Below are 26,323 nucleotides of genomic sequence, written 5' to 3'. Positions count from 1 at the left end.
CGCTGCCCGCGCCGGTGCCGCAGCGACATGACGCCTTCACCGCATGTCACCACAGCCACTTGACAACCTGATTGGGAATCAGTGGCCACGCTGAAAGAGCTCAGTGACTCCCACTCGCGATCCGTAAGTTCATGAGCACACCCGTCATGATCCATCACTAGGTGATCTCTGAAGACGTACCCTGGTTCGGCGGAAATCGGACCAGACAGAATTCGTTGCCTTCCGGGTCGGCCATCACTCGTGCCGTGACACCGTCTTCGATCGTCTCATCGACAACAAGGGCGCCAAGGGCCAAGGGATGACGTGTAGCTGCCTCCAGATCCGCCACGGTCAGATCGACGTGCACGCGGTTCTTGCCCGTTTTGGCCTCGCCGACACGTTGGAAGACAAGTGCTGGTACGCCGTCCGGACCCAAAATGACGTACTGCCTCCATCTCGTCTTGATCTAGACGCCGACCATGTCCGACAGAAGGCCGCGAGCCGCTCCGGGTCTGCGTTAGCGCATGACGATGTGGGAGAGATGCAGTTCCATCCACAAAGTCTCACCGAACACTCCGGACTGCTCTGCATAGGACCGGCCGAGCCCACGCCCGTTGTGGCCAGGCTGAATGCCTCCCCTCATCTCCGCCGCGCTGCCGGGACCCGCCTGAAGACGGACCCCAACGAGATCATGATCTACGGCTGGAGTACGGAGGCCTGTCTCCGTGATGTGCTGAGCGGTTGATCGGATGCGCTTGTCCGGTTGGTGGTCCGCGCTCGAGGCCATCGCATGGAAGTACCCAAAGACCGCGCACAAACGACTGCTGCGGTGGGCCGTCGACGGGACGGGGGAGAAGATCTTCGCCGCCGTCCTGGCCGCAGCGGACGCCGGCGACGACATCGGCTGGACCGCCTCGGTGGATTCCACCGAGCCCCACCAGCACGCCGCCGGAGCCCGCAAAGAGTGAACTGGTCCATGGAGAGCCCGCCGACCACGCCCTCGGACGCTCCCGCGGCCGCCTGAGTACCAAGGTCCACCTGGCCAGCGACCTTCACGCCCAGCCTCTGGGGGCCATCACGGTCACTGCCGGACAGCCTGGTGACGCACCCTCGTTCACCGCCGTGATGGCCTGGCGCAGGGTCTCCCGCACCGGGTGTGGGCTTCCCCCGCACCAGACCGGACATGGTGATCGCGGACCGGGCCTACTCCTCCCGCGCGATCCGCTCCCACTTGCGTGAACGGCACGTCCGGGCGGTCGTCGCCCCGCAACCAGGGGACCAAGTGCGCAACCGGCAACGGCGCGGACCGCTCGGCGGCCGGCCACCGAGCTTTGACGCAGATGCCTACAAGCAGCGGAACACCGTCGAGCGTTGCATCGACCGCCTCAAGCAGTGGCGCGGCCTGGCAATGCGCACCGACAAACTCACCATCTCCTACCAGGCCGCACTCCACCTCGACGCCATCCTCATCTGAGCACGCAGATGACCAAAGAGACGGAATGGCGCCAAGTGGGTGTGGCCTACAACCTCGGGAAGATTGCCTACTACCCCGACCTGGGTTGATAGACAACTCCAGCGCCCCAAGACTCGGCCGAGTCCCAGGACAATTGCGTGATGTCCTGCGGAAAAGACGACCGCGGGGCGCTCGTGTGCGTGCTGCGCCTCCGGATTGACCGTCGCCCCTCAGACGCAGGAGAAGAACAGATGAAATCCAGGAGCTCGATCAAGCGGGCCGGCATCGCCGGTGCACTGGGCCTGGCTTCGGTGCTGACATGTGTCTCGCCCGCCAGCGCCGCCACCGACATCATGAGAGCCGAGCCGTTCGACGCCAACAAGCTGATGTTGTCGATCTGCGGGGGCTCCACCTCTCGCTCGTATTGGTTGATCAACGTCCAGACCGGTGAGCTCCAGAAGGTGACACAGACCAGGTGGGCGCAGATGTTCAACGTCAGCTCCACCACGTTGCGGCACCCCTGGGAAGCCTTCAAGGGGTACTGCTCCTACCCCGAGTCGTCCAGTTGGACCTGGAACGGTCCGGAGAAGCAGATCAGCGACACCCTGGTGAACTGCAGCTCCAGATCAACAATGAACCAGGACATACGGGGAGGAGGGAGTACCACCAGCACCACGACCAACAGCGTCTCGGTCTCTGTCGGTATCGAATGGAACGTCATCGAGAAGGTCCTGTCGCTCCAGGCGGGCGCCAGCTACACCCGTAGTTGGTCGTACGCCAAGGCCAAGGAGTGGTCGAGGACCACCGGCATCAGCGTTCCCCCGCGGAGGAAGGCGTGGTTGTCGCAACGCCCTGTGATGCGCACGGTCCGCAGCAACCCGGTCTTCCACGTCGACGAGTACAGGTGGGGCAAGACCAAGGTTGGTTCCTGGCGCGGGCGCGGATACAACGAGATCGTTTCCTACGGCGCGTACTACGACGCCGTTGGCAACGTGCTCAACTCCGACGGCACACCCAGCGGCCAGATAGTCGCTCGTGACCGGGGCGTGAACAGCGCCGCAGACTGTCGCAGCTGAGACGGCCCACACACGCCCGGCTGTTTCCCGACGGGGCAGGCCCCTCGCCGGGAAACACCCTTGACCGCCCTCACGGGCGAAGTGCATTGATCACGAGCGTTATTGACGCTGATACCGCTTGATCATGGAGAGGGCCTCCCGTGCGGTGGAGGAGTCGAGTCTTCACCGCACGGAGGCCTTCGTGGCCTACCGAATTGACCGGCTGACCATTCCCGACAGGCGACTGCGCGCCGAACGGGTCTGCGCGGGCCGTCCCATTGCACATGTAGCACGGGCATCTCACCTGCCCCGACCCACAAGTGGATCCGCCGCCGGAAGGCGGAAACGCATCAAGTGGGGGCGACGTTCATTGGCCCCGGCGTGCCATCTTCGGTGTTCACGAAGTGGGGCCCACCGCGAGTCGCCTCCGTGGAGCCATTCACGACACCGGTGGCCACAAGAGGCTGCGCCACCTCCCCGGATTTTTGGTCCTGGCCGTGTCGATCGTGCACCACTTCCTCGTCCGGCACGGCCTGATCCGGCTCGCGTTCATGGGCCCGGCCCACCGGCCAGGTGATCCGCCGCTACGCACACCACCGGACTGTCGGCTAGGTGGTCGCTGTAGGGGGCGAGCGACGGGAGTGGGACGGTACTTGGGCAGCCGGCATCTGCTCAAGGTGTTCGGAGCGGGCGTAGCGCTTGACGGTGTTCAGGGCCAGCTGCAGACGGGCGCACTCGAGCAGCCGCCCCACGGTCGACCAGGTCGTGGGCCTGATGCCGGCTCTTAAGGGTGCTCTGCGCCCGGGGCCGTTGTGGAGTTGCCGCCCGGGCATAGGTGCCCAGTAGGATCCGTGCTCCTTGCCCCCCCCTGTCGACAGGCCTCACATAGACAGTGCCACAAGTGCCAGCGGTCAGTTACCCGCACGGCATTTGGAGGGCTCCATACCTCCAGCGTGGTGGCCTCCCAGGCAGCAGCACGTCGATCCGCTCCGGGTGAGGGCGTTGATCAGGACGGTGAGGTAGCGGTGGCGGCGCCGCATCACGGCGTCGTTCCGCGCAAGGCCTCGGGCACCTGCGGTTCACGGAGCGAACCCAGCAAGCGCAGCACGGTGTGCCGTAGATGCGGCGTATCCGGTTTCCGCCCGGGGTGTGGTGTTGATGAGAGCCACGGTACGCAGTGGCGGTCTACCGGCCGTGCCGACCGGAATTGATTAAGTCGGCAAAACGGACATGCTAGTCAATCTTTTCGCTGCGAGGCTCGGCTGGCCAAGCCGGATCACGGCACGCCAACCGCTGGAGAACAAAGCGATGTCCCACCCAGACGTGACGGCGGCCCCCGACTGGGGAGCCACCGAGCAATCGCCGCCCGCACCTGCCCGCAGGACCGGGGCGCACCGCAAGAGCAGGCTCACGATCGCATCGGGCGTGTCCGCGCTCATGCTGGCGCTGCTCGCCGCCCTGCTCGTCCCGCTCGGCCTGGTGCCGAGCGCCGAGGCTGCCGGCCCTCCCTGCCCGGGAGGCTCCGCCTCCGGGTCCGGCGGGCAGTGGTGCCCCAGTTTGCACAATGCGGACATCGATCCGCAGCGTTCATTCCCTCGTGACCTCTACAGGGGGGACTCCCGCCCGCCGGAGGAGATTTTCCGAGACGGTTTCACGGCACGGGGGCACAACAACGATCTCGTCGCGCATGTCCATGGCGGGGAACGCCACATGGACAGCAACTACGTCTCGACAACCGGCACGCGTACCGTGGCGGAGAGTTTCGCGCGGAGCCAGGGGCTGGTCGCGCTGACTCGCGTGGTGGCACAACCAAGCTGCTCGACGGGCCGGTATGCGTTCTACGGCATGATTCCGGGGCTCGGCCAGTTCCTGATGGAGCGCTGTCTGCGCGGGGAGATCGTCACGCACAGCTTCGTCTACGTGATCGATCCGACATGGGCGAGGAATGCGCTGTATGTCGCCGACCAGCTTCGTGCGGAACGTCCCGACGCGGCCAACACGTACCGAAGCCAGGACGAATGGGCCTACGTCCGGCACATTCCGAACTATGCGATCGTCGGTGTACGCACGTACCGCGTGACCCAGGCCACACTTGACGGGCGCATCAACAGCCGTTATGCGCCTACATTCACTTTTGACCGCTTCATTCCTAATCCGCGCCATGTCAGGGCCCGAGTCGAGTACGACCCTGCTCGTGATCCGAACGCCCACTGGGGCTACAACACGGACTTGATCGTGTCGACCGCCGCGAACGAGTACAACCGAGGTTGCAGCGCGATCAACCGATGCAGGGGCGATCAACCCTGACCCTTAGGGCTAAACAAGTGGCCCCCGACATACGGGGGCCACTTCGATCCCGGATAGGCTGCCCCGAGATTCAGCAGGTGCCGGTCAACTCTCCGCTTGCCCAGGGTTGGCTCGTATGCCGCGCTGAGATCACACACGCGTCCGCGGGGCTTTGCATCCTTCGTCATAACGGCCGCCAGTCCACTTCCTGGTTGCGAACATGGTCCGGCCGTCGACCAGACAGTGCGTGATTGCAGACCCCCTCGTCATTTGGCGACAGGGTTCGGGACTGGCAGGTTGGACAAGTAAGAGGTCGTTCTCTTTCCGAACCTCGTGCGTGGATTCCGCTGGTCAGACATGAGACTGCGGCTGCCGCGGAAGTCTCGGCCCGTTGCCGGTCGGGATGGTGTGGGGTGGCGGATGCCGTCGATGCGGGCGGTGTTGGAAGCCCGGCGGAAGACCGCTGCGGTGCGGGTGGAGGAGATCGAAGCCGAACTGGTGCGGGTGCGGACGGACTTGGCGGACGCGAACGAGGTTCTCAGGCGCCGGGTGATCGGCCTGGAGCAGTATCTGGAGGCGCTGGCCGAGGACGAAGCGTCCGCCGTGGTGGCCGGCGAGGTGTCACCGAGGAAGCCGGTCGGGCCGCGCCGTGCGGTGCCGCACCGGGAGAACGCGGCCAGTGTCGAGGATCTATCGGTGGGCATGGGAGGACGTGCGCTTCAGGTGGCCAGCAGAGCGGCGACGGTCACGGGCTACTGGCAGTGGGGGCAGGTTCGCTGCTCGTGGTACTCGCTGCTGTTGAACGCCTTGTGCCGACACTCGGGAGAGCAGTAGACGCGGTCCGCGGCCACCAGCAACCGGGCCAGGCTCGTCCTCGTCTCGACATGGCGTTGTGGCGACGGAACCGTACCGGAACTCCCGCTGGACGCGGGCTGATTCATCATTTGCATGCAGCCGGTCGGTACACGTCGTTCGCGTTCAACCCCCACCTCCTCGAGGCTGGCACGATGCCTCGACCGCACCGTCGGGGACGCCGAGGGAAACGCGCCGCTGATGGAGTCCCGAGTGGAGTCCGAGCTGCTCAACCGCCGCCGATGGCGCACCCGATTGGAAGGCAGCCATTCAGGAATGCCAACCGGGACACCTCGGCGGTCTGTGCCGTAGCCTCATCCGGCGGACGTGGACGCAGCGACATCTCGATCACCTCACGCTCGCGCCCCCACGCCGTTCCCACCATCATCCCGCCGACGCAAGGCTATTTGGCGACCGCCACCGAATTCGCCAACGGTGTCCTTGGCGGCGCGCGACTGGGCGGTTTGTATGCGACGAGTCAGGACGAGGAGACGGTCGGGAGTGTCGTGCAGGATCAGACGGAGTCGGAAGCCGTCGCGGTATAGGCTGGCGTCCTCATCATCGTCGGCGACTTTCGCGGCGTCAGCGACCGCTCGCAGCAGGCTTTCCAAGGCTCGAGGGTCCGCGTCGGCGAGCAGCAGGAAGGCATCCTCGACCAGGATCGCCAGTGGCTGCGCGGGAGGCGGCCCGTCGATATCGCAGTACGAGAGAGAAATCTCCGAGAGACAGTCATAGAAGGCGTTCCAGTTCCTGCCGAAGTAGGCGGGAAACCCCAGGGCCTGAGCCCATTCGGAGAAGAGCTCCCCTTCAGTGCGGCAACGACCGCCGGCGATCAGGGCACGATCCGCTTCCGATGGAGTCTTCTCATCTGTCAGTCGCAGCCAATGCATGAGGAACTCCTCGGCGTTGAAGTACGGGACTTACGGAGGGTTCCGCGGCAGAGGACACCGCGGAACCTCCCGCATGTCAGGCGAGACTGATCAGAGCCAGTGCACCGAGCAGGAAGGCTCCCCACTGCGCGTAGATCTGGTCACCGACCTCGTCGGCCTGGCCCAGCGGGGCGTTGTTTTCGACCTCGAAGTCCGGATCCTCGATCGGCACGAAGGTGACCGGGTCCGGCGTGCCACCGTGGTCGCCGCCAGCGGGCGGATCGCCCGCGGTCTCCTCCGGTACTGGCGCCAGGGAGTTTTCGACGGTGAAGGTGTTGTCGGGCACGCTCGGCTGAGCGTCGTCCACATCGGGGAGGTTCTGGTAGGCGTAGAGGTGGAAGTTGGCGTAGTGGTCGCCGGTGTAGAAAATGAAACCATTGGTGGAATCACGGACGATTCGATCGGCGTTGCGCTGCGTTCGCCGGGTTGGCCGGAAATCGATGTCGTACTCGTTGAAGGTGGGTGTCGCCGCGTTGGGGAAGTTGGCCTGGATGTATGCCGTGAGCTGACCGTCCCGGTCGCCGTAGTTGCCGCCGCGGTAGATGAACGCGGTGTTGCCGTTCTGGTCCTGTTCGGAAGACGTGGCCTTGTTCGTCGGCCAGGCCTTGGCGCCCCAGAAAGCGACCATTTCGTTGAGGCGGTCGGGGAAGCTGAAGCCGCCGCCGTCGTCGACGGCGGCGCTCGCCTTTTGCTGCGACTCGGTCGTCAGGAGGGTGATGCCACCCAGAACCGTCGCAACGGCCAAAAACAGCGCCAGAAACTTCCCGCTGAGCCAGCGGGAGCGGCGCTTGTGGCGCCTGTCTCGCGCAAGTGCGGGGGCTGGTGTTCTTTCCATGGTCATGCGGGACTCCTCGGGCATGAAGCCGTGCCGGAGTGTCGAAGTCACTCCGTACAGCGGGGGGGTTGTCATCTGACGGCCACTCGGATGGCGCGTGCAGAGTGGGATCACTGAGTGATCGCATGGTGCGCTCGCAAGTGTTCTCAGGAGCCGCACAGATTCACCAGAGTCAAACGTCCCGACCGCCGAGTAATATCAGGAATCCTGTCGATCATCCGAGTGTCTCGACGATAGCGAGACAGGGGTTTGCAGGGGCGCGCACCTTGCGGAACGGTGCTCTCGGTGGTGCCTCTCCGGCACTGCGCCGCAGATCGCACAGGGGTTTCTCCGGCGGTCTGGCCGGGCTGGGTTTGTCGAGTCTCGCCGCAAGCCGGTCACAGACACGTGCACAACCCAAACCGGAGAAGCTCTTGGCGAAGCGCATCCCGCGCGACGGCAGGCGCATGAGGTGCTGTGCCGATCGCGTCTACGCGAGGCCGCCGTCGATGAGTTCGCGCGGCAAGTGTTGCCTCAACTCGCCGCGGTTGCCGGGAAGGAGCCGGCAAGGAATCTATTGAAAGTTTGAACAAGTAGAGGCCTGGTCGCGTACAGGGTGAGCGTTGGAACCCGGTGGGAAGGAAGGACCCCGTGAAGAGTGACCGCGCTCAGCGGCTCTCCGTCGCCCTTGCATGTATCGAAGGTGAGTGGCCGCATGAAGACTGGCCGACTCCGGACGACCCATACGTGAGCCGGGTAGTGCATCTGGCCCCACCTTTCCGCATCCCTGAGAGGGTCGACGCACTCCTACTGAGGAGCGAGCGGCCGGCGGCTTCCCTTTCTCAGCTGCAGGTCGCGCAGACGAGCGCCGAGGTGCCAGTGATCGTCATCAGTCCCTGCCGGGACACTGACTCGGTCATTGAGGTGTTTCAAGCCGGAGCCGGCTATCTGGTTGAGGGTGACTACTGTTGCCACACACTGTCCTCGGCGGTGACGGCATCTGCCCGTGGGTACACGTACCTTTCCCCAATCGCCTGCGCTGCCCTGAGAGAGGTCACCCGCCGGGCGTCGGCGAGCGGCCAGGCAACGGAGCGGCTGCGAGCACTGCTCTCGCCGCGTGAACGAGAGGTAATCGGCCTGTTGGCAACCGGTCTAGGCGCCCAGGAGATCGGGCTGAGGCTGCAGCTGAGCGAGAAGACCGTTCGGAATAACCTCAGCGCCATCTACGCCAAGCTTGATGCCCGGGGAAGCACAGACGCGGTCTTGCGGTGGATCGGGGCCATATCTGCCACACCTGGAGGCGATGCGAATGCGGGTGCCCGGGGCGTGGCTGGCTCGGTTATCCGGTGAGGGCGAGGCTGCACAGGCGGGCAATGCCGAGCATGGCGTGGTGGACGTCGTCACCTGGTCCGACATCGCCGAACACCGCGACCATGGTCAGGGCGTGGCCGACGGCATCCTTTGCTCCGGACTCCTGTTGGTGTCGGTATGCGGCATCGGCGGGAGTCGAGGTGGGAGGTCATCTTCGGCGGCCCGACATCAGTCTCCGCAGCAGTGCCAGTGACTTCTTGGATGTCCAGCCGGAGGGGGCCGAATGCTGTGCCGCGCTGGTGGTCCTGCCGTCACGTCGGGCTGAGGGAGTGGCCTGTCGTGTCATTCCACGCAGTTCATAGCGCACTGGAAGTAGTCGCAGACCGCGTACCACTGGGCCGGAGCGCCACGGCAACTGATCGGGAGGCAACGTGAGTTCCGCCTTGGCGAAGTGTTCGAGGAACCGCGCTACTGCCGTATTCACGATCATGCCCGCCAATGCTCGGGCATGGCTCGGGCACTGGTGCGGGCCCGCCCCCCAGCCCAGGTGAGCCCGCGTGCTGATCTCGGAGGAGAACGACCTGGACGAACTGATCGTCAGGAGGTCTTGGTGAGCGGCCGCTGTTGAGACTGAGACCGGGTCGCCGGACCGTATCCAGAAATTGCCCATGTGCACGTCTCGAGCAGCGAAGCGAAAGCACAGGTTTGCAGTCGGAGGGTTGACCAGCGCCACTCGATTGATCGCTTCGCCGATCAGCCCGATCGATGCGCTGCGACGCACAGAGTCATCGCCGCGTAGGACCTCCAACAGCGTGTTCAGCACCATGGAGCCGGTGATGTCATTGAGGTAGACGGCATTCATGAACAACTCGCGCCCGAGCTGTTCATCGGAGAACCGTGGGTTCGCTCTCAACATGTGCGACGGGAGGTCGTCACCGGGATTGGCCCGGCGATAGGCCGACAAACGTGTCATGGCCGTGAGAGCCCGGCCGGTGGCCGGACCGGACGCGGGGCCTCCGTCGAGCATGCGCCATAGGTCCATCACCAACTCGTCGCTCAGATTGCCCGGGAACCCGAACAGCTTCGCCGTCACCATGAGGAGCAGTGGCCTGGTGTACTGCGCGCACAGGTCGACGAATCCGGCGGGACCTGACTCTTCGGCAAGAGTAGTGATGAGCTCGTCCGCGCAACTGCGAACAGTCAGTTGCAGGTCCCGGCCCTGCGGTGCGTCCCAGCTCTGGAAGAGCTGAAGCGCGGAGTGATGTGTCAGACGAGCACGTTGGTGCTCCTCACCGTCTATGAACATCATCTGCCGAACTTCGTACCCGGCCAGGAGCGGCCAATTCGGCGGCAGAAGGCCCTGGTTCCGTGCCCTCCAGTGCCGGATGTCGCGACGCCAGAGGATGCCGTTCCGTACTACCTCGACGGCCTCTCTGTAGTTGAGGACCAGCCACACGGGAACGCCCAGCAGAGAGACAGGTGCGACGGGACCGAACCTGCTGCGCAGCCGCTCGTACACATCATGGGGGTTGGTGTCGAATTCGGCTGTCAGCAGTGGCTCCACAGGGAGCAACTCAAGCGTGGGTCTGCCTGGTGGCGCGCTCTCGATCCCGTCCATGCGACTACATATAGCAGGTGACGCGTGCGCACACAGTTACAATAGGTTAAAGATTCAAGTATTGGTGAGACGGCAGCGCCCGCGCCCACGGCCTGGTCGACGCCCTCAACCGGCCCGCCGTCGCGTCCCCACCTTGAACGCTTCCGCTCCCGCGTCAAGGAGCCCGCGGGGCGAACTCGCCGAGCCGGCCCGGGCTTCAGCACGGTGATCTGTGATGGGCACGGCATGGCGGAGCGTGCGACCTGCTGAAGGTCACCTCCAAGGCACGGCACGGGTCAGCCTCGACCCAGCCGCCCTTACCCGCATCGGGCCGCCCTCGCCCTGCTCCACTTGGAACACGGCCGCACCACCTGAACGTAGATCACAGACCGACACGCGACGATATCGAGAAAGGAGCACTGGACCTTACCTCCCGCAAACATGTGCCGGATTAATCTGATCTTCAGGATCCAGGCGCTTACCTGGACCTTCACAAAAAGGGATCACGCTTGTGGGAGGCGTTGTGGTTGCTCTTGGACATTCTGCGCGACGGCGACTGATAGGTGCGGCGCTATGTGCCATGGCCGTGCCTCTCGTGGTACTCGGCGCCACGAACGCGCAGGCGGCGGGCGTGGTTCAGACGAAAAGCATCAGGGCCTTGGTACACGCACAGGTGAACCCTCAGGGGGACACGGGTGCCTGCCTCGACGTAACGGTCTCCTCCAGCGACGGGTCGCAGCTCAGGCACTGGGTCCACGGGGTGGATTCCTCGGCCACTACATGGAAGGGGGCTGGCGGGACTGCGTCGGTGGGTGAGCACGTCCAGATCTACCAGTTCGAGACCAGCAACGGCAGCATGTGCCAGGGCAAGATCGTTGCCACTGGGGATGCTCGGGTGCCCACTGACTCTCTGGCGAACGTCTGGGTCACCTTGAAGTGAGCTTGATGTTGTACCTGGGCGGTTCACCAGACCGCTGATCTTGATTTGTTCCTGAGATAGTGGAACGCCGTTCTTCACGCTTGGAAGTGTCGAGTGTCAACGGCCATTTGTAATCCCCGGTGGCGGCCAGATGTCCCTCGCACTCATGGCCGACGCGACGTCCCCAGCGGCGGCCAGATATCTCCCCGCTGTTCTGAGGGCTCGTTCATCTCAGAGGAGGCCCACTACGGGTTCGAGCGCATGCCCTTCGGCCGGAACCTGGCGCCCGGCATCCTCCACCGGCACGACTCCCACAACCAGGCCGTCGCCCGCATCACCTGATGCATCGCCGAACGCTCCATCGGCGTGGTCACCGGCGAGGTCGGCGCCGGCAAGACCGTTTCCGTCCGCACTTGCCTGGACGCCCTGGACCCGTCGAAATACAGCGTCATCTGCATACCGAACCCGATGATCGGGGTCCGCGGCATCCACGAGCAGATCGTGAACGCCTTCGGACAGCCCCCCCACCCCCCAACCTCGGCTCCAGGCTGACCATCCAGACCGGAAGGGCCCTGTTCTCCGAGCGGGAAGAGCCCGGACGCACCCCCGTCCCCGTGGTCGACGAGGCCCACCTCATGTCCTACGAACAGCTTGAATCCATCCGCATGCTGACCAACCAGGGCATGGACCAGGACTCGCCGCTGTCCTGCCTGCTGGTCGGCCATCGCCCCCTCAGACGCACCATGAAGCTCGCTGTCCTCGCGGCCCTGGAGCAGCGGACCGCCCTGCGCTACACGATGCCGGGCATGACCTCCAGCGAGACAGCCAGCTACGTCGCCCACCACCTCAAGATCGCCGAAAGGGCGGACCAGCTGTTCACCGAGGACGCCCTCACACTGATCCACACGACCTCGCGCGGCTATCCCCGGGCCGTCAACAACCTGTCCCCTGCAGGCCCCTGGTCGCCGCGTTCGCCACCGGCAAGAACCTCGTCGACGACGCCGCCGCCCGCGCGTCCGTGAGCGAGGTGGTCGGCGACTGAACCACCGGCACCTTGCCGACGAGAACGACACCTCGCCGACCACCGCCCCGCCCGCACCCCTGCCGGCGGGGCGTCGTCGTCACACCTCGAGGGCATCGTGAACGCCGCCTTCATCGGCACATTCAACGCCGGGCAACACCCGTGCGCGCGGGGCGGCTCTCATGTGGTGTCACTTGCCGCTGTAGACAGGGAAGGCGCTGTGCTCGCCGTAGTCCACGTCGCGCAGGTCGCGCAGGACGTCCATGTCATCGCCGGAGATCTCGAAGTCGACCTCGGTGTTGGACCGCATGTGCTCGGGGTTCGCCGTCTTGGGCAGCGACACGGCGTCCAGCTGCAGGGTGTAGCGGATGCACAGCTGGGGGACGGACACGCCGTACTTGCCTGCCATCGTCTGCACTTCGGCGTTCTGCAGGATCGCGCCGTGGGCGATCGGCGAGTACGCCTCGACGAGGATCTGCTTGCTCGCGCAATAGGCCAGGAGGTCGGAGGGGGTGTTGCCGGCGTGCACGAGCAGCTGGTTCACGTGCGGGACGACGGTCGCGCTCGACAGGATGTTCTCGAGGTCGTGCTGCTGGAAGTTGGAGACGCCGATGGATCGGATCTTGCCGGCCTGGTGGGCGTCCTCCAGGGCACGCCATGCCTCGCGGTTGCCCTGGGCGTAGTCGCCGCCGCGGAAGTCGTCCCACGGCTGCGGGCTGTGGATCAGCATCAGGTCGATGCGGTCCAGGCCCAGCTTCTCGAGAGAGCCGTCGATCGCGGCGATCGCCTGGTCGTAGTCCTTGATCTCCGCAGCGAGTTTGGTCGAGACGAACAGCTCGTCGCGGGGCACTGCCGATGTGCGCACACCCTTGCCGACGCCGCGCTCGTTGCCGTATGCCTGGGCGGTGTCGATGTTGCGGTAGCCGATCTCCACGGCTGCGCGGACCGCGTCAGCCGCCTTGTCGTCGTCGATGAACCAGGTGCCGAGCCCCAGCTTGGGAATCTCGACGCCGTTGGACAGGGTGTAGGTCTCGTCCAGGATGGTCATGCGTTCGCTCCGTTCTTCGGCAGTGCGCCGTACACCTCGTCGGTGACGGGCTCGAGCCATTCGTTGCTGACGTCCTCGCCCGGCGTGATGAAGGCGATGTGAGAGAACCACGAGTCGGCCTTCGCGCCGTGCCAGTGCTTCGTGCCCGCCGGAACGCGGACCACTGTTCCCGGCTCCATGCTGACGGGATCCTCGCCCTCGGCCTGGAACCAGCCGCTGCCCGCCGTGCACAGCAGAATCTGGTCACCGCCCCCGCCCGTGCCGTGGTGGATGTGCCAGTTGTTGCGGCACCCCGGCTCGAAGGAGACGTTACTGACGGGAACGCTCCCCGAGGCGAGCGGAGCCAGGTAGCTCTGACCGCGGAAGTACTCCGCGAAGGCGTCGTTCTTCTCCCCGAGGGGGAAAATCTGATCAAATCCGTTGACAGGCATCTCGTTCCTTCCTTTGATTCAACACGCCCTGCTGACTGTGCGGGGCATCGTTGCGCTGCTCGCGCCGGTGATCAGGCGGAACGCTCGTCGGCGATCTTCTTCAACTGTGTGATCGCGGTCATGGCGTTGGGCCATCCGGCGTAGAACGCCAGGTGCGTGATCGCCTCGGACAGCTCCTCCACCGTGAGCCCGTTGTCCAGGGCCACACCCAAGTGGTACGGAAGCTGCTCGCTGCGGTAGAGGGCGGCCAGCACACTCACAGTGACCAGGCTGCGGTCCCGCGGGGCAAGCCCGGGACGCTCCCACACATCCTGAAACAGGACTTCATTGGTGATCTCGACGAGCTTGGGCGCGATGCCGGCCAGCTCCTGGGGCGCGGACTGCTTCGCCAAAGGTGACTCCCTGCGATGGAATGAACACGAGGATGCGGTCTTGCTCACCTTCGGCCAGCCGGGGCCGGCAGGCACCCGCAGGCGCATTGCCTTGCCTTTCGGGACCAGACCGCATCGCTGCCACCATCGAGGAAACCGCAGCTCACAGCCTCACGGAAGGCACTGCTATTACAGGTACTGACAGACCCCCCCAGCTCTGCTCCACCCCGCTTAACCTGATCGGCATGGACACCGCCCACGAGATCCGACAGTTCCTCGCCACCCGCCGTGCCAAAATCACCCCCCAGCAGGTCGGCCTGCCCGCCTTCGGCGGCGGCAACCGCAGAGTGCCCGGGCTGCGCCGCGAGGAAGTCGCCCTACTCGCTGGTGTCAGCATCGACTACTACGCCCGCCTGGAGCGCGGCCACCTCGCCGGCGCCTCCGAGGAAGTCCTCGACGCCCTCAGTCAGGCCCTCCAGCTCGACGACGCCGAACGCGCCTACCTCCGCGACCTGGCCGCTGCCCAGCGCCGCCGTCCGCCGCGCCGCACCGCCCGCAAGCCCAAGACTGCCGTCCCGGCCAGCCTCGCCCGCGTCCTGGACTCCATGACCAACGCCCCGGCCTTCATCCGCAACGGTCGCCTCGACATCCTCGCCGTCAACCCGCTCGGGCGCGCCCTCTACGCCCCACTGTTCACCGGCTCAGCCCACCCCGTGAACATCGCCCGCTTCCAGTTCCTCGACCCCACCAGCCGCGACTTCTTCCCCGACTGGAACGCCTCCGTCAACACCACCGTCTCACTGCTGCGCACCGAAGCTGGCCGCGCCCCCGGCGACACCGACTTGACCAGGCTGATCGGCGAACTCGTCACCCGCAGCGACGAGTTCCGCGCCGCCTGGGCCAAGCACAACGTGCGCCTGCACCACACCGGCCGCAAACCCTTCCGCCACCCGGCCATCGGCGAGCTCAGCCTCGACTTCAACGCCATGGAACTGCCCGCCCACCCCGGCCTCACCCTGACCGCCTACGGCGCCGAACCCGGGACCCCGGACCACGACGCCCTGCGACTGCTCGCCTCCTGGGCCGCCACCGAAGGGGAACAGACCCACCACGAAGACCCCGCCCGTTCCTGACGAAGGCACACGACAGCAGGCCAGCCCAGCGGCGCGAGCCTCGGATGCGCATCGGCCCAGTCGGACAAACAGCCGCACCCGCTGCTCGCACTCACTGCCCCGATCCGGCGTAAGGACCGTCGTCACCCAGGGTGACAGCTACCGGCTCGCCCAGGCCACCAGCGGACAGGGAGTGAAGCCCTTCAGCTGACCCGACCGCCCCGAGGGCGGGGAATCATCTGGCCGCCACCGGGGACATCTCGATAGCCGCCAGCGGGGCGGGCGGTCGCCGCGGTGGGGCTGGCAGGGCACGGCGACGGCCTGTACGCCGTCGACGAGCGGGGTCTGCCCGTGCGGGCCGCGATCGTGGCGATGGACACGCGCGCCGAACCGGTGCTGGAGGAGTGGCGGGGCACGCAAATCTGGTCCCGCGCACTGGAGTTGTCGGGCACGGTTCCCTTCGCGGGTTCCCCGGCCGCCCTGCTCGCCCGCCACGAGCCGGCAGTGCTTCAACAGGCCCGTTGGCTGTTGTCCTGCAAGGACTGGCTGAGGCTGACGGGCGCGGTGGCCACCGATCCCACGGACGCCAGTGCCTCGTTCACCGACCTGCGGCGGGGCGGTTACTCGCCGGATCTGATCGCCGGGTCGTACAGCATCAACCAGGTGGTCAGCGAGCGCCCTGTCGCCGATCCGCGCTGGCAGGTCCGGCACTTCGTCCGCCGGGGCAGTGGATGACCATGTCCACCTCACCCGCCTCGGTGGCGAACCTGGAGTGGTTCCTGCGCGTCACGGGCGCGCCAGCCGAGCACCGGGACGACGTCCACCAGATGCTGGGCCGGGAGGTCGAGGCGCACCTGGACGGTCCTTCGCAGGTGTTGTTCCACCCCTTTGTCTACGGTTCCCCGCACCCAGGGCCCACACCCGGGACGTTCCTCAGTCTGCGCGGATGGCACGGGCGCGGTCACCTGTTGCGGGCTCTGATGGAAGGTGCCGTTCTCAATCACCGCTGGCACGTCGACGCGCTCTGCTCGAAGCTGCGGATCAGCGGGGCGGCCCGGCTGACCGGCGGCGCCGTGCGCAGCGAGGTGTGGAGCCGCGGGGCAGGGTTGCCGTCGGGGTGGCTGTGGATCCATGACAGGCCTGCCAGGTCGAGGCGTTGGCGGGCTCGGGTGACGGCTACGTACGCCAGGCGGGCTTCGGCGTCATCGATGGGGTCGGGCGGTGGTGGGGTGTTCGTCTGATCGCTGGCGTGGTTGTCCTTGGAGCGGGTGAAGTCGTCCGCGATGAGCACACGGGGCCATTCACGTCCCTTGGCCTTGTGGGCGGTGGAGACAGTGACCTGGGCATGTGGTTCGGGGGCGAGTTGCGTGACGGCAGTGAGGATGGCGTCGGTGCCGTGGGTGTCGACGAGGTTGACCAGCGGTTGGAGGTCGCGGCCGGCCGGGTCGTGGGAGGCGTAGTCCTGCAGGTCTCCCCAGCTGGGGAAGAGGATCAGTTCCGGGTGGTGGGTGCGACGGCCTTCTTTCAGGTCTCGGGCCGCGAGGGCCAGAGCGCGCAGACTGTCTCCTCCCCCGACCAAGGCGACCCGGTGTCCGGTGGCCATGAGGGACATGACCTGGGCCATGGCGCCGACGTTGGTACGGCACAGCACCGCGTCGGGCTGGGCGACGAAGCCGAGTTCGGTGGGGACGGTCTCGGCTCCGGTCAGGCGGATGGGCGCGTCGGCCAGGCGCAGCCAGCGGTTGGCTTCCTCGGCCAGTTGGGGGCCGAAGCGGAACGACTGCGAGAGGGTGAGTTGGGTGCCGTCGAAGCCGGTCATGACGTCTTTGGCGCCGCGCCAGTGGTAGATGGCCTGGGCGGAGTCGCCGACCATGACCAACTGGGTGTGGTCACGCTGGGCAAGGAAGATTTGCTCGACGACGGGGTTGGTGTCCTGGGCCTCGTCCAGCAGCAGGTAGTCGGCGTCGATTCTGGGCTGGGTGAGGGCCCAGATCTTCAGGTAGTGGTCGTGGTCGAAGCGTACGGCGCCGTCGTCGGGGTTTTGTAGGTCGTTCCAGGCTTTGCGGGCGAAGGGCAGGAGGTGGGTGGCGAGTTCGCGGTGCATGCCGGTGTCTTCGAGGCCGCGCAGTTTCGGCACGTGGTGGCGGGTGATCTTCTCGTCGGCGGTGTGGCAGAAGTGGGTTACGGTGCGCAGGAGGGCGTTGGAGAGGGCGCGTTGGGTTACGTCGCGGTCGCCGATGCGGATGGCTTTGGTGATGCCGAGGGCTTGTCCGGTTTTCCAGGCGGGGCGGCGGGGTGCGTTCAGGCGGCTGCGGTAGCGGTGGCCGACGGCGGCGTAGGCGAGGGCGTGGGCGGTTTTGCACTGGACGGTGTTCGGGAAGCGAGCGGTGGCGTCCTGGGCGATGGCGCGGTTGTAGGCGAGGTAGCGGCCGCGGCGTGTGGTGGTGCGGGCGAGCAGGGTGAGGGTGGTGGTCTTGCCGGTGCCGGCGCCTGCCTGCAGGGCGAGGTGGTCGCCGGCGTGGAAGGCGTCGGCTGCGGCCGTCTGTTCGTCGGTGGGGTTCACGGGGTGGGTCCTTCCAGTGGGCGGGCGAGGGCGTGTCCGACGGCGGACAGCAGGTGCGCGGGGGTGGTACTGGCGAGGAGGTGGCGTACGGCGAGGTCGAGTCGGTCGGTCTCCCGGTCGGCGTGCTCGGCCAGGGCACGGTGGAGGGCCTCTCGTACGTAGCGCTCGGGGGTGAGGCCGGCACGGCGGGCGTTGCGTTTCAGGGCTGTGTGGGCGGCGGGCGGGAAGGCGACGTCAAGCAGGATGTGTCCGTGCGCGTCCGGGTAGTGGGTGGTGATCACGTCGATGGGCAGCCGGACGGTGAGGCGTTTACGCAGGCGGTGGGTGGCCCGTTCGGGGGTTTTGCCGTCCGCGAGGGCCATGAGGCGGGTGGAGTCGTGGTTGGCGGCGAGCGGCCAGGCTTGGGCGGCGTGACGGAGTTCGGCCGCCGTCAGGGGCCGGGTCAGTGCGATTTCCAGGGCGTGGTGCGGCATTGTCACCTGTTTCTGAGCTGTCGGGCCTGAGGGTGGGGCAGGCGGGTGCGGATGTGTGCCGCGTGCAGGAGTGGGTCGAAGGGCTGCCATTCGGCCAGGGCGAGATCGGCGGCGCCCGGGGCGACGGCGTGTTGGGGGCAGCGTTGGGCGCGCCAGCGCAGTTGCTCGCTGTAGGGGAGGCTGCCCAGGTCGTAGACGGCCATCAGGACGTCGGGCAGGGTCAGTTGACCGCGGCGAGGTCCGGTGGGAAGCAGTCTCCAGGTGCCGGTGGGTCCGGCAGGGGGGAGGACGGGGTGGGGGCAGCGGTGACGGTGGCGGGTCTGGGCCACGCAGCGGATGCGTTCGACCGAGTGCTCGGCGAGGTAGCGGCACAGCAGCAGCTGCACGACGGGACGGGCGGGGCTGCCGGCGTCGGCGGCCTGTGAACCGGTGGCGGGCGGGGTGGGGGCGAAGGCGCCGGTGTCGGTCAGGCGGCGGGTGCGGAGGGCGAGCTGGCGGCGGAGCGCGTCGAGGTAGGGGCTGGTTCGGCAGAGGGGGGTGCGGCGGGGGCAGAGCACGGCGTGCGGGATACGGCACCAGGCGCTGCCGTCACCGTGGGGGTGGGCGATGCCGCTGCTGAGGTGCCAGCGGCAGGGTTCGGGGACCTGGGCGGCAGCTAGTTCGGCGGGGTGCAGGGCGATGGGCCGCTGGTCGGCGCGGTGGTAGAGGTCGATGCGGTTGCCGCACTGGCGGCAGCGGCCGCTCTGGCCGTGACGCAGCAGGCGGCTGGGGCTGTTTGCGGCTACCTGGAGGGGACGGCGTGGGTGCAGGTGGCGTGGGCTGCCGTCCCAATGGCGGCCCGTGGGGGTGCGGTTGGGGCACATGGCGGGGACCGTGCCAGGCGGCGTTCGTCCTCGGGACATGCGGCGGGTGTCATGTCCCCCGACTGGCCCCATGATTCCGAACATGCGATCCGGCGGGCGGTTGCATGTTCGAGGACTGCTTGCCGTTCGGGTGATTTTGTCGGTGCCGTAGGCGGTGGGAGCGGGCGGGTCTTCAGGTGCCGTGCGAACCGGGCGGGGTGTGGTTGCCGCAGAGAGCGCCGAGCAGTTCCTCGATGGGCACGTCGAAGGCGTGCGCGAGGGCGTGCCAGGTGGTGATGTTGCCTGCGGCGCGGCCGTGTTCGAGGTCGATGACGGTGCGACGGGCCAGACCGCTGCGGTCGGCGAGTTCGTCGAACGTCCAGCCGCGGTCATTCCTCAGACGCGCCAGCGTTACGCGCAGGGCGGTGAGGTCGGGATCGGGCTGCAAGATCGGCACCCCATCATCCGACGGTGCAGACACCTGCCCTGTCAGTGCGAATTTCTGCACTTTCGGTCTCTGTGGAGGCCGCCCATTACGGTGTGGGAATCTGCACTACCGTGCGTTCGTCCCAGGTGCCTCCGCTGGAGCGCACCGGCCACGGCGGCGCTGAACGACAGGAGGGCAACCAGCCGATGAGGCTTGCCGGTGCGCACGTCACAGTGCGGCGTATCTGGACGGTGGAACTGCGCTCACGGGCGGGCGGGCCGAGTCTTGTCTGTGCTCACTGCACCGCGCACCCCTCTCTCAGGGCCGCGTCCGCGCGGTCCGCCGTCCTGGCGCATCTGGCCTGTCACGCCAGGACCGATGTGCTCCCAGGACATCTGAGGACCTGCCAGTGCCGGGAGCGCGGGTGTTCATGGCATCCGCGCCACCGCGGCTGCGCCGGCCCTGTTCTGCTCGCCCTGACCCGCGACCACAGCGGCCGCACCTGGCGGCTGGCCGATGCCTGCGCTGCCTGCGCGGCAGCGACCAGCCTCACGGCCGTCGTGCCGGACACCGTCCTTGGCCCCCGCAGGCCGCGGCCTGCCAGTTGCCCGGCGCCCCCCACATCTGCCAAGGCGCAGCCGGCGGCATCCGATGAGCGGCTGCGCGTGCAGGAGATGCTCACCTACCTGGCCGCCGCGCTGCCCAGGTTCGCCTCCCCCGCCGCGCGGCTGCTGGCCCTCCAGTGCGCGCTGCGCGCCGACACCGGCGGTCATGTCCGGCTGCCGGCCGGGCTGTTGCGGGGCATGCGCCTGCGCGGGAGCCGCGAACTGTGGTTGGAGCTGGCCCATGCGGGCTGGCTGGAGTTGCCGGACTTCCGTGCGCTGCCCGTGCGCTCGCGACTGCTCGATGCCGCGTTGCTGGAGCAGGCGCCCGGCCGCCGCGCACGACGCCGCGCCGCCGCCTGGGCGCTGCGGCCCACGCCGTTGGTCCTGCCGGCCGCACCGCCCGCGCTGCGACTGACCGCTCTCGCGTTGGCCGCGCACACCTGCGCCCGCGCCGAACACAGCACCGACATGGACATCCTCACCCGCCTGTGCGGGCACTCGCCGCAGCAGACGACAGAACTCCTCGACCGGCTCGTGACGACACGCACCCTGGGGGCATGGCATCACAGCCGGGAGACCGACGAGGTGGTCTGGCAGCTGCCCCAGCCGCAGGCGCGGACACGTCCCGCCGTACTGCCTTACGGGTACAGGGCATGACGTCCTGGGACTGCCCCCGGGCAAGAGGACACCACATGGCCGGAACAACCGGCGCTGTTTGTCCGTACCATCTGTACGCCGAGGCATCTTGCGGCACTTGCCGCGCCATACGGGGCCGCAAGGCACCTCGTCCACAAGGGGCATCACCCTCCTGCGGTGCCGCCCCGCAGCACGGTCATTCGCAGAGGAAAGGTCAGCACCATGCCCGAGACAACGACTCCCCCTTCTGAACTGACATCGCAGTACGCCGCCCAGGTGACAGGTGACCTCGAACGCAACGCCAAGGAGCAGGAACGTCTCGGTGCGGAGATCGCCTCCCTGCAGGAGCAGCTTGCCTCCCTGCAGCACGACCACACTGTGCTGGTGAACATGCAGCAGGCGCTGGGCATCACCACAGCGCCGGCGGAGCCTGCGGCAGAGCCCGAAAGCGCAGCGGTGCCCTCTCCCCGGCAGAAGGCCGGTGCCGCGCGCGGCGGGAAGCCCAGGACACGGAAGTCCACCACCGCGCCGGGAAAGGAAGCAGCCAAGAAGCCCGTGGCCAAGACGGAGGGGGCCCCGAAGGCGGCCCAGCCCACCCTGGTCGAGCTCATCCGCCGCCACCTTCTCGAGCTGAAGGAACCTCGCTCCGCTGCGGAGATCTCTGAGGCGCTCGGCCAGGCCCACCCTGAGCGTCAGATCGCGACCAAGGTCGTGCGGGTCACGCTCGAAGGGCTCGTGGCCAAGAGCCAGGCGGAGCGCACCAAGCAAGGCAAGTCCGTCTTCTACACCGCTCCTGCACCCGAGTCGGCGGGCGCCTCTGATGCCGAGGCGCAGTCCGAAGACGCTGACCGCTGAGAGCCTGTGTGGGGTGGCGCTGCCCCTCGCGCTGTCAGCGGGGGCGCCAGGTGCGGATTTCGAGGTGGATGATGTGGGCGTCCGGGCGGATGCGTCCGGTCTCCACGAGCCATTGGTGCACGGCGGCGGTGACGTCGCCGCCCGCGGCATCCACGCGGCGGGCGAAGTCGGCGGCGTCGAAGCCGCCGGTCTGGGCGGAGCCGTAGGAGCGTTCCTCGGTGTGGTCGGCGCGCTGGATGACGTCGCGGCGGATGCCAGGTGAGTCGGTGCGGCTGCCGGAGGGGTGCAGGTAGCCCGTCTTGGCCAGTCGGACGGTGAAGGCCAGGCGCAGGCCACGGCGAGCGGCTTCGGCGATCAGGGGGCGCAGGCGGGCGGAGCCGGAGGCGATGGCCTGGGCTCCGACGCGGCCGCTGCCGGATCCGGTGGGGGTGATGAGGACGGCTTTGCCGCGGACGCGGGCGCGGGCGCCGGAGGCGGTGGTGCGGCGGTGGATGTGGCGGGCGGCGATGGCGGTGAGTTCGGGCAGGTCGGTGATGCCGCCGGTCTCGACGGCGGCCAGGACCTGCCGCAGGGCGGGGACGAAAGCGGCACCCTTGTTCTTGGTGTAGAACTGCGAGACCAGGGAGGGGTCGCGGTCGATGATGCGGGCGATGTCCCGTTTGGTGTAGCCGGCCTGCTGGAGCCGGTCGGCAAGCCGGGCGGCCTCGTTCAACTGCCTCTGGTTCCCGGGCTGGTTGCGGCGGCGGGGCGGCATCAGGCCTCCTGGCCGCTGGTGGTCAGGGCGGCACGTCCGGCGTCCCGGAGCGTGAGGAGCTCTTCTTCGGTGGTGGGGGCGGTGACGGGGCCGGTGAGGTGGCCGCGCAGGAGGTAGTCGCCGGGCTGGTGGTGGTAGGGCCAGTTCTGGGGCTGGGTGAGGTAGAGGGCGTCGGTACGGAAGGCGACAACCGTGCCGGGCGCGGTGTGCAGGGCACCGGCGTAGGTGTCGTCGTCGCGGTGGCGCTGGGTGAGCAGGGCGGCGCGGGCGCCGGACCAGATGGCGGCGGCCCATTCGGGGTGAGCGTTGGGGTCGCGGCTGAAGCCGGTGGGCTTCTGCCAGGTGATCAACTCGTCGTCGAAGCCGATAATCTCGGCGTCCGGGGGCACGTCGCGCTCCATGCTGCGGGGGGTGGTGCCGGTGACCATGCGGGGGCGCTGGGCGAAGGAGCCGATGCCGTACAGCAGGATGGACCGCACCGCACGGGAGGCGAGGTGGGCTGCGCGGGCCTGCTGGGCATCGCCCCGGAAGTGGGCCTGGGCGGAGAGATTGGTCCAGGTCTCCTTGAGTTTCTTGGCCCAGTCGTCCAGCGGTTTGCCGTCCTCCCACAGGATGCCGTCGAGGATTTCGATCTTCCACGGGTGGATGGGGTTGGTCAGGGCGGTGTGAACTTCGGGGCCGCCGGCCCAGGTGGTGAAGGTGGTACCGGGCTCGGCCGGGTAGTGCCAGGCGCGCTCGCCCGGTGCGGGGGCAGGCAGCAGGCCGACGTGGTTCCAGGAGTCCGGGACCGTGACCCGTACCTGCCAGTGCCCGCACCCGTACAAGGCGCGGGTCTGTTCCTTCTCCGACCAGGCGGCGAAGGTGGTCGCGGTGATACGGCGGGGGGTGCCGACCGGGGACTTCCAGGTGTGCTTGGCGTAGGCGAAGGTGCGGTCGTATTCGACGAGTTGGGGCAGCTGGTCGGGGATGCGCGGTGGGGTGATGAGTTCGTTGCGGCCCTGGCCTGCGGTGGCGTGCAGCAGGCCGCGCAGTTCTTCCGACAGAACGGGGAAGCCGTCGGCGTGCTGGCCGCGGGCGGGGATGGTACGCGTCCACAGGTCACGGCCGGTCTGGGAGGGAGAGCCCATCAGGACGGCGTCGCTGAAGTGGCGGCGCAGGGCCTGCCACAGCAGCACGAAGGCGTCGCGGACGGTGTGCGGGTCGTCGCCGTCGAGGTCGAACCATTCCCCCACCGAGCGGATCTCTACGTGGCTGTCGCCGTTCTCGCGCTGGTAGCGGCCGACGGGGTTGCGGGCGTGGACGAAGTGGCCGGCCATCCGGTCGCGTCCGCGGCCGGTGTCGGTGCGCCAACCCGGGATGGGCGCGTTCAGCCAGGCGGCGACGGCGTCGCGGAGGTACGGGTAGCGGTCGGCGTCGCGGTGCCAGGGGTCGCCGGCCGTGATGTAGATCCGCTCCGCGCCCTCGGGGATGGCGTGGAAGACGGCGGTGAGGATGTCGGCGGCCGACCTGCTGCCGAGGTCGAGGCGGTGGGTCTGGTTGCGGTGGACCAGGACGCCGGTGGTGGTGTCGAGGAAGACGGTGGAGCGGGCCTGCTGGGTGAAGTTGGGGCGGGTGGAGACAAGGTTGGAGGTGTGCGTGCACCACGCGTTGCCCGGGTCGCCTTCGGGGATGGAAGGCAGTGCGCGCGGTGCGTCCGTGACTGCGGGTGGCTTTGCGACAGGGGCCGCACTCGCGGTGGTCGGGGCGGGTACGGTCGGCTGCGGAAGAGCTGTGCCCGCTGCGGCTGCTGCTGGCTGCGGTTGGGGCGTGAGCTTCGCGGGGGGCTTTGCGGCCGTCTCGGGGGTGGGCTGCGGCTGGGGGGCGTCGCTGACGGCGAGGTTGTCGGGGGCCAGGGAGGGGGCCAGGGCGACGACGTCGGCCACGCTCAGTCCGGCCGCCGGGGCGATTCGTTCCGCCGACGCCTTCGCGTGCCCGGCGAGCCGGACGATCTGCTTGTCCCGGTCGGCTTCTAGCTTCACCAGCTGCGCTCGGGCCTTCCTGATCGCGTCCCGCACGCCTCGTAGGTCGGCGAGAGCGGTGTTGTAGCTCTGTGCGTCCATCGGGATCCTTGTCCGGGCCTGGAGTTCAGCTGGCTGTGTGGGTGGGTACGTAGGCGATCGCGCCGCCGGAGTGGGAAGCGAGCCGGGTACCCAGAAGCAGTTCGGCGAGCCGTTGGTCGCCGTCCACGCGGGAGGTGACGGTGGTGGTCGGGGTGGCCAGGTCGGTGACGTAGCCGGCCAGGCGGGCGCCGGGGAAAGCATGACGGCCTTGGTCGTTCTTCTCCCACTGCTCCAGGCCCGTGAGGACGGCCACCACGTAGCCGGACAGGGTCACCGGCAGTACTCCCCCGGCCGCGACGCTCGCGGCGTCGCATCTCCACCAGCCGCGCAGTGACTTGAGGACGTCGTCCGGGGTGAGGGAGGCGGCGAAGCCGATCCAGTCCCGGTCGGGCTCGTGCGCTCGCTGGGCCGCGTCGACCCGTAGTACGGCGATCTCCTCGGCCTCGATCTCGTCCAGGGCTGCGCGGCGGCGGGTGCTGAGGGATTGCACCGCTGCGAGGGGGATCATGACCCGCACACCGCGCTGGGAGAGGCCGGGCAGCAATCCGGCATGCACGAGACGCCGGAAGGTGGTGACAGCACACCCCAGTTCTTCTGCCGCCTGCCCGGTCGTCAGCAGCACCGAACCACACCCTCCATGCGCACTTCGATATCTGATTAGGCATTGATGTTAGGGGTGTGCGGAGGCCGTGTCAAAGGGTTGCGTCAGTGCCCTTCTCCCCCGTACTCCCATGCCTCTTCAACGGCGGGACCCTCCGCGTTGATCTTGATGAGGCGGGATGCGATCCCCCCGTGGTTGCGGCCGAATTCCTGGGAAAGTTCGGCCAGGGATGCGCCCTGCGCGCAGCGTTCGGCCAGGCGTTGTTCGTCTTCGGTGCTCCAGGGTTCGTAGGCGTTGGGATGGACCTTGCGCTTTTCCTCAACCGTGTAGGCCTTGGGCTTGGCCGGTTTGGCGCGTGGCGCGGGTACATCGTCGGTCGGGAAGGGGATGAGCCTGAGGTGGTACAGCACCCATCGCACGGCCTTTTCGCTGCGTCCCAGGGATTCGGCCAGTTGCTGGACGGGGGTACCTGCGAGGAACTCGGTGCGCAGGCAGTCCTTCTCTTCCCAGGTCCAGCGGGCTCCGCGGCGGGCCGGCTTGTCCTCGGCACGGTCCGGGGCCGCCTGAGCGGGGATCACAGGGGCAGCGGGTGCGGGCGGCGCGGTCGCCGGGGGGTTGCGCAGCGCCGCCCAGTCTGGTTCGTGGGCGGTGGGGAGTTGCTCGCGGAAGGCATTGAGCAGGCACGCGTAGGCATAGGTGTCGGCCGTGTCGGCATTGTGTCGGCCGGCTTCCCATTCGGCCATGGTTTCCGGCTCTGCATTGAGGGCGTCGGCGACCTCCTCGAGCGTGGCGCCCCACAGTTCACGCAGTCGGCGCCGTTCGGCGGGCGGAGGGAGCTGCTGGGGCCGGGGGCCTCGGCTGAGCAGGTGGTCCTGGGAAGGGAAGTGCGAGTCCATGGTGTTCCTGCCAGAGGTATCGGTGAGGGTGCCCTGTCGGGCCGTCGGCGGCGACGCCGTTCGCGGTTGCGGGCAAGGGACAGGGATCAGAAAACGACGGGGGACGGCGCATTGCGCATGAGGTACGTGCGGCTGCTATCAACTCGGCCGCCTGGGCCGGGGGATGTTGGTGCCGCGCGGCAGAGACCTCCGCCTGGTCTCAGTCTTGGCGCCTGGGCGGGCGGGGTGTGGCCACCCGCTCCGCTGCGTCCCAGCATGCCGCACCGGCGAGGGTGTGCGGCTGTTCAGGGGAACGGTTCTGCCCTTGGTGTACCCGTGGTGACCTGCGCCGATATGGAAGACCGGTGCAGCGGGCCACTCCCCGAAAGAGGGGATCGTGCGAATGTATGTCCCA

Annotated in this window: 25 protein-coding genes and 2 pseudogenes; 12 read left to right on the top strand and 15 right to left on the bottom strand. The window is 67.6% G+C overall.

The window, feature by feature from the left end:
• Positions 1–157: 157 nt before the first annotated feature.
• Positions 158–415, bottom strand: coding sequence for a VOC family protein (locus tag ABZX85_RS25705; protein ID WP_355872939.1), 258 nt, complete (start codon positions 413–415; stop codon positions 158–160).
• Between the two features lie 367 nt (positions 416–782).
• On the opposite strand from ABZX85_RS25705, the pseudogene ABZX85_RS25700 reads away from it, so the two are divergent.
• The 5 genes and pseudogenes from ABZX85_RS25700 to ABZX85_RS25680 all read left to right on the top strand — a co-directional run.
• Positions 783–1,453 (top strand): annotated as a pseudogene (locus ABZX85_RS25700) (IS5 family transposase); the annotation flags it as partial.
• A 230-nt stretch (positions 1,454–1,683) separates the two neighbouring features.
• Complete coding sequence (locus ABZX85_RS25695; RefSeq protein WP_355872936.1) at positions 1,684–2,508, top strand: hypothetical protein; 825 nt, start codon at positions 1,684–1,686, stop codon at positions 2,506–2,508.
• A gap of 181 nt (positions 2,509–2,689) precedes the next feature.
• A pseudogene (locus tag ABZX85_RS25690) lies at positions 2,690–2,832 on the top strand (IS481 family transposase); the annotation flags it as partial.
• Between the two features lie 885 nt (positions 2,833–3,717).
• Positions 3,718–4,794 (top strand): hypothetical protein, encoded by a 1,077-nt coding sequence (locus ABZX85_RS25685; protein ID WP_355872934.1) that lies wholly within the window; start codon positions 3,718–3,720, stop codon positions 4,792–4,794.
• 399 nt (positions 4,795–5,193) lie between these two features.
• Positions 5,194–5,607 (top strand): hypothetical protein, encoded by a 414-nt coding sequence (locus ABZX85_RS25680; RefSeq protein WP_355872931.1) that lies wholly within the window; start codon positions 5,194–5,196, stop codon positions 5,605–5,607.
• Between the two features lie 371 nt (positions 5,608–5,978).
• Here ABZX85_RS25680 and ABZX85_RS25675 read toward each other — a convergent pair whose 3' ends face one another.
• Together ABZX85_RS25675 and ABZX85_RS25670 are read right to left on the bottom strand one after the other, a co-directional pair.
• Positions 5,979–6,515 (bottom strand): barstar family protein, encoded by a 537-nt coding sequence (locus ABZX85_RS25675; RefSeq protein WP_355872928.1) that lies wholly within the window; start codon positions 6,513–6,515, stop codon positions 5,979–5,981.
• Positions 6,516–6,591: 76 nt separating this feature from the next.
• Positions 6,592–7,395, bottom strand: a complete 804-nt coding sequence (locus ABZX85_RS25670) for a ribonuclease domain-containing protein (protein ID WP_355872926.1) — start codon at positions 7,393–7,395, stop codon at positions 6,592–6,594.
• Positions 7,396–8,019: 624 nt separating this feature from the next.
• Here ABZX85_RS25670 and ABZX85_RS25665 point away from each other — a divergent pair.
• Positions 8,020–8,718, top strand: a complete 699-nt coding sequence (locus tag ABZX85_RS25665) for a response regulator transcription factor (protein WP_355872923.1) — start codon at positions 8,020–8,022, stop codon at positions 8,716–8,718.
• Positions 8,719–8,887: 169 nt separating this feature from the next.
• Here ABZX85_RS25665 and ABZX85_RS25660 read toward each other — a convergent pair whose 3' ends face one another.
• Positions 8,888–10,297: a cytochrome gene (locus ABZX85_RS25660; protein ID WP_355872920.1), complete on the bottom strand. Its 1,410-nt coding sequence runs from the start codon at positions 10,295–10,297 to the stop codon at positions 8,888–8,890.
• Between the two features lie 1,264 nt (positions 10,298–11,561).
• On the opposite strand from ABZX85_RS25660, the gene ABZX85_RS25655 reads away from it, so the two are divergent.
• Both ABZX85_RS25655 and ABZX85_RS25650 read left to right on the top strand, forming a co-directional pair.
• Positions 11,562–11,747 carry an AAA family ATPase gene (locus ABZX85_RS25655; RefSeq protein ID WP_355872918.1) on the top strand — a complete coding sequence of 62 codons (186 nt, stop codon included), beginning with the start codon at positions 11,562–11,564 and terminating at the stop codon, positions 11,745–11,747.
• A gap of 83 nt (positions 11,748–11,830) precedes the next feature.
• A complete protein-coding gene (locus ABZX85_RS25650; RefSeq protein ID WP_355872915.1) occupies positions 11,831–12,217 on the top strand; it encodes a hypothetical protein in 387 nt (128 codons plus the stop codon).
• A gap of 189 nt (positions 12,218–12,406) precedes the next feature.
• On the opposite strand, the gene ABZX85_RS25645 is transcribed toward ABZX85_RS25650, so the two are convergent.
• From ABZX85_RS25645 to ABZX85_RS25635, 3 genes are all read right to left on the bottom strand, one after another.
• Positions 12,407–13,264 carry an aldo/keto reductase gene (locus tag ABZX85_RS25645; protein ID WP_355872912.1) on the bottom strand — a complete coding sequence of 286 codons (858 nt, stop codon included), beginning with the start codon at positions 13,262–13,264 and terminating at the stop codon, positions 12,407–12,409.
• On the bottom strand, positions 13,261–13,695 hold the full coding sequence (locus ABZX85_RS25640) for a cupin domain-containing protein (protein WP_355872910.1): 435 nt from the start codon (positions 13,693–13,695) through the stop codon (positions 13,261–13,263). Before ABZX85_RS25640 ends, ABZX85_RS25645 begins: the two co-directional genes overlap by 4 nt.
• Positions 13,696–13,766: 71 nt before the next feature.
• Positions 13,767–14,087 (bottom strand): carboxymuconolactone decarboxylase family protein, encoded by a 321-nt coding sequence (locus ABZX85_RS25635; protein ID WP_355872909.1) that lies wholly within the window; start codon positions 14,085–14,087, stop codon positions 13,767–13,769.
• Between the two features lie 224 nt (positions 14,088–14,311).
• Here ABZX85_RS25635 and ABZX85_RS25630 point away from each other — a divergent pair, with 224 nt between their 5' ends.
• Positions 14,312–15,199: a helix-turn-helix transcriptional regulator gene (locus ABZX85_RS25630; protein WP_355872906.1), complete on the top strand. Its 888-nt coding sequence runs from the start codon at positions 14,312–14,314 to the stop codon at positions 15,197–15,199.
• Between the two features lie 273 nt (positions 15,200–15,472).
• Positions 15,473–15,913, top strand: a complete 441-nt coding sequence (locus ABZX85_RS25625; RefSeq protein WP_355872903.1) for an FGGY family carbohydrate kinase — start codon at positions 15,473–15,475, stop codon at positions 15,911–15,913.
• Positions 15,914–16,178: 265 nt separating this feature from the next.
• Here ABZX85_RS25625 and ABZX85_RS25620 read toward each other — a convergent pair whose 3' ends face one another.
• From ABZX85_RS25620 to ABZX85_RS25605, 4 genes are all read right to left on the bottom strand, one after another.
• On the bottom strand, positions 16,179–17,741 hold the full coding sequence (locus ABZX85_RS25620; protein ID WP_355872900.1) for a UvrD-helicase domain-containing protein: 1,563 nt from the start codon (positions 17,739–17,741) through the stop codon (positions 16,179–16,181).
• Positions 17,738–18,220 carry a hypothetical protein gene (locus tag ABZX85_RS25615; protein ID WP_355872897.1) on the bottom strand — a complete coding sequence of 161 codons (483 nt, stop codon included), beginning with the start codon at positions 18,218–18,220 and terminating at the stop codon, positions 17,738–17,740. Before ABZX85_RS25615 ends, ABZX85_RS25620 begins: the two co-directional genes overlap by 4 nt.
• Positions 18,217–19,077, bottom strand: coding sequence for a DUF6083 domain-containing protein (locus tag ABZX85_RS25610; RefSeq protein WP_355872895.1), 861 nt, complete (start codon positions 19,075–19,077; stop codon positions 18,217–18,219). Before ABZX85_RS25610 ends, ABZX85_RS25615 begins: the two co-directional genes overlap by 4 nt.
• Positions 19,078–19,249: 172 nt before the next feature.
• On the bottom strand, positions 19,250–19,513 hold the full coding sequence (locus tag ABZX85_RS25605) for a helix-turn-helix transcriptional regulator (RefSeq protein ID WP_355872892.1): 264 nt from the start codon (positions 19,511–19,513) through the stop codon (positions 19,250–19,252).
• Between the two features lie 644 nt (positions 19,514–20,157).
• Between ABZX85_RS25605 and ABZX85_RS25600 the strand changes: the two genes are divergently transcribed.
• The gene (locus ABZX85_RS25600) at positions 20,158–20,745 is read left to right on the top strand and encodes a hypothetical protein (RefSeq protein ID WP_355872954.1); all 588 of its coding nucleotides are present in this window, start codon (positions 20,158–20,160) and stop codon (positions 20,743–20,745) included.
• A gap of 201 nt (positions 20,746–20,946) precedes the next feature.
• A complete protein-coding gene (locus ABZX85_RS25595; RefSeq protein WP_355872890.1) occupies positions 20,947–21,579 on the top strand; it encodes a hypothetical protein in 633 nt (210 codons plus the stop codon).
• A gap of 34 nt (positions 21,580–21,613) precedes the next feature.
• On the opposite strand, the gene ABZX85_RS25590 is transcribed toward ABZX85_RS25595, so the two are convergent.
• The 4 genes from ABZX85_RS25590 to ABZX85_RS25575 form a co-directional block, all read right to left on the bottom strand.
• On the bottom strand, positions 21,614–22,333 hold the full coding sequence (locus ABZX85_RS25590; RefSeq protein WP_355872887.1) for a helix-turn-helix domain containing protein: 720 nt from the start codon (positions 22,331–22,333) through the stop codon (positions 21,614–21,616).
• Positions 22,333–24,432 carry a hypothetical protein gene (locus tag ABZX85_RS25585; protein ID WP_355872884.1) on the bottom strand — a complete coding sequence of 700 codons (2,100 nt, stop codon included), beginning with the start codon at positions 24,430–24,432 and terminating at the stop codon, positions 22,333–22,335. Before ABZX85_RS25585 ends, ABZX85_RS25590 begins: the two co-directional genes overlap by 1 nt.
• A 25-nt stretch (positions 24,433–24,457) precedes the next feature.
• The gene (locus ABZX85_RS25580; RefSeq protein ID WP_355872881.1) at positions 24,458–25,054 is read right to left on the bottom strand and encodes a helix-turn-helix domain-containing protein; all 597 of its coding nucleotides are present in this window, start codon (positions 25,052–25,054) and stop codon (positions 24,458–24,460) included.
• Between the two features lie 83 nt (positions 25,055–25,137).
• Positions 25,138–25,929 (bottom strand): hypothetical protein, encoded by a 792-nt coding sequence (locus tag ABZX85_RS25575; protein WP_355872878.1) that lies wholly within the window; start codon positions 25,927–25,929, stop codon positions 25,138–25,140.
• Positions 25,930–26,323: the final 394 nt, after the last annotated feature.

Origin of the sequence: Streptomyces sp. NPDC004539 (assembly GCF_040610055.1) — a bacterium.
GTDB lineage: Bacteria > Actinomycetota > Actinomycetes > Streptomycetales > Streptomycetaceae > Streptomyces.
This window is presented reverse-complemented; position numbering and strand designations above follow the sequence as displayed.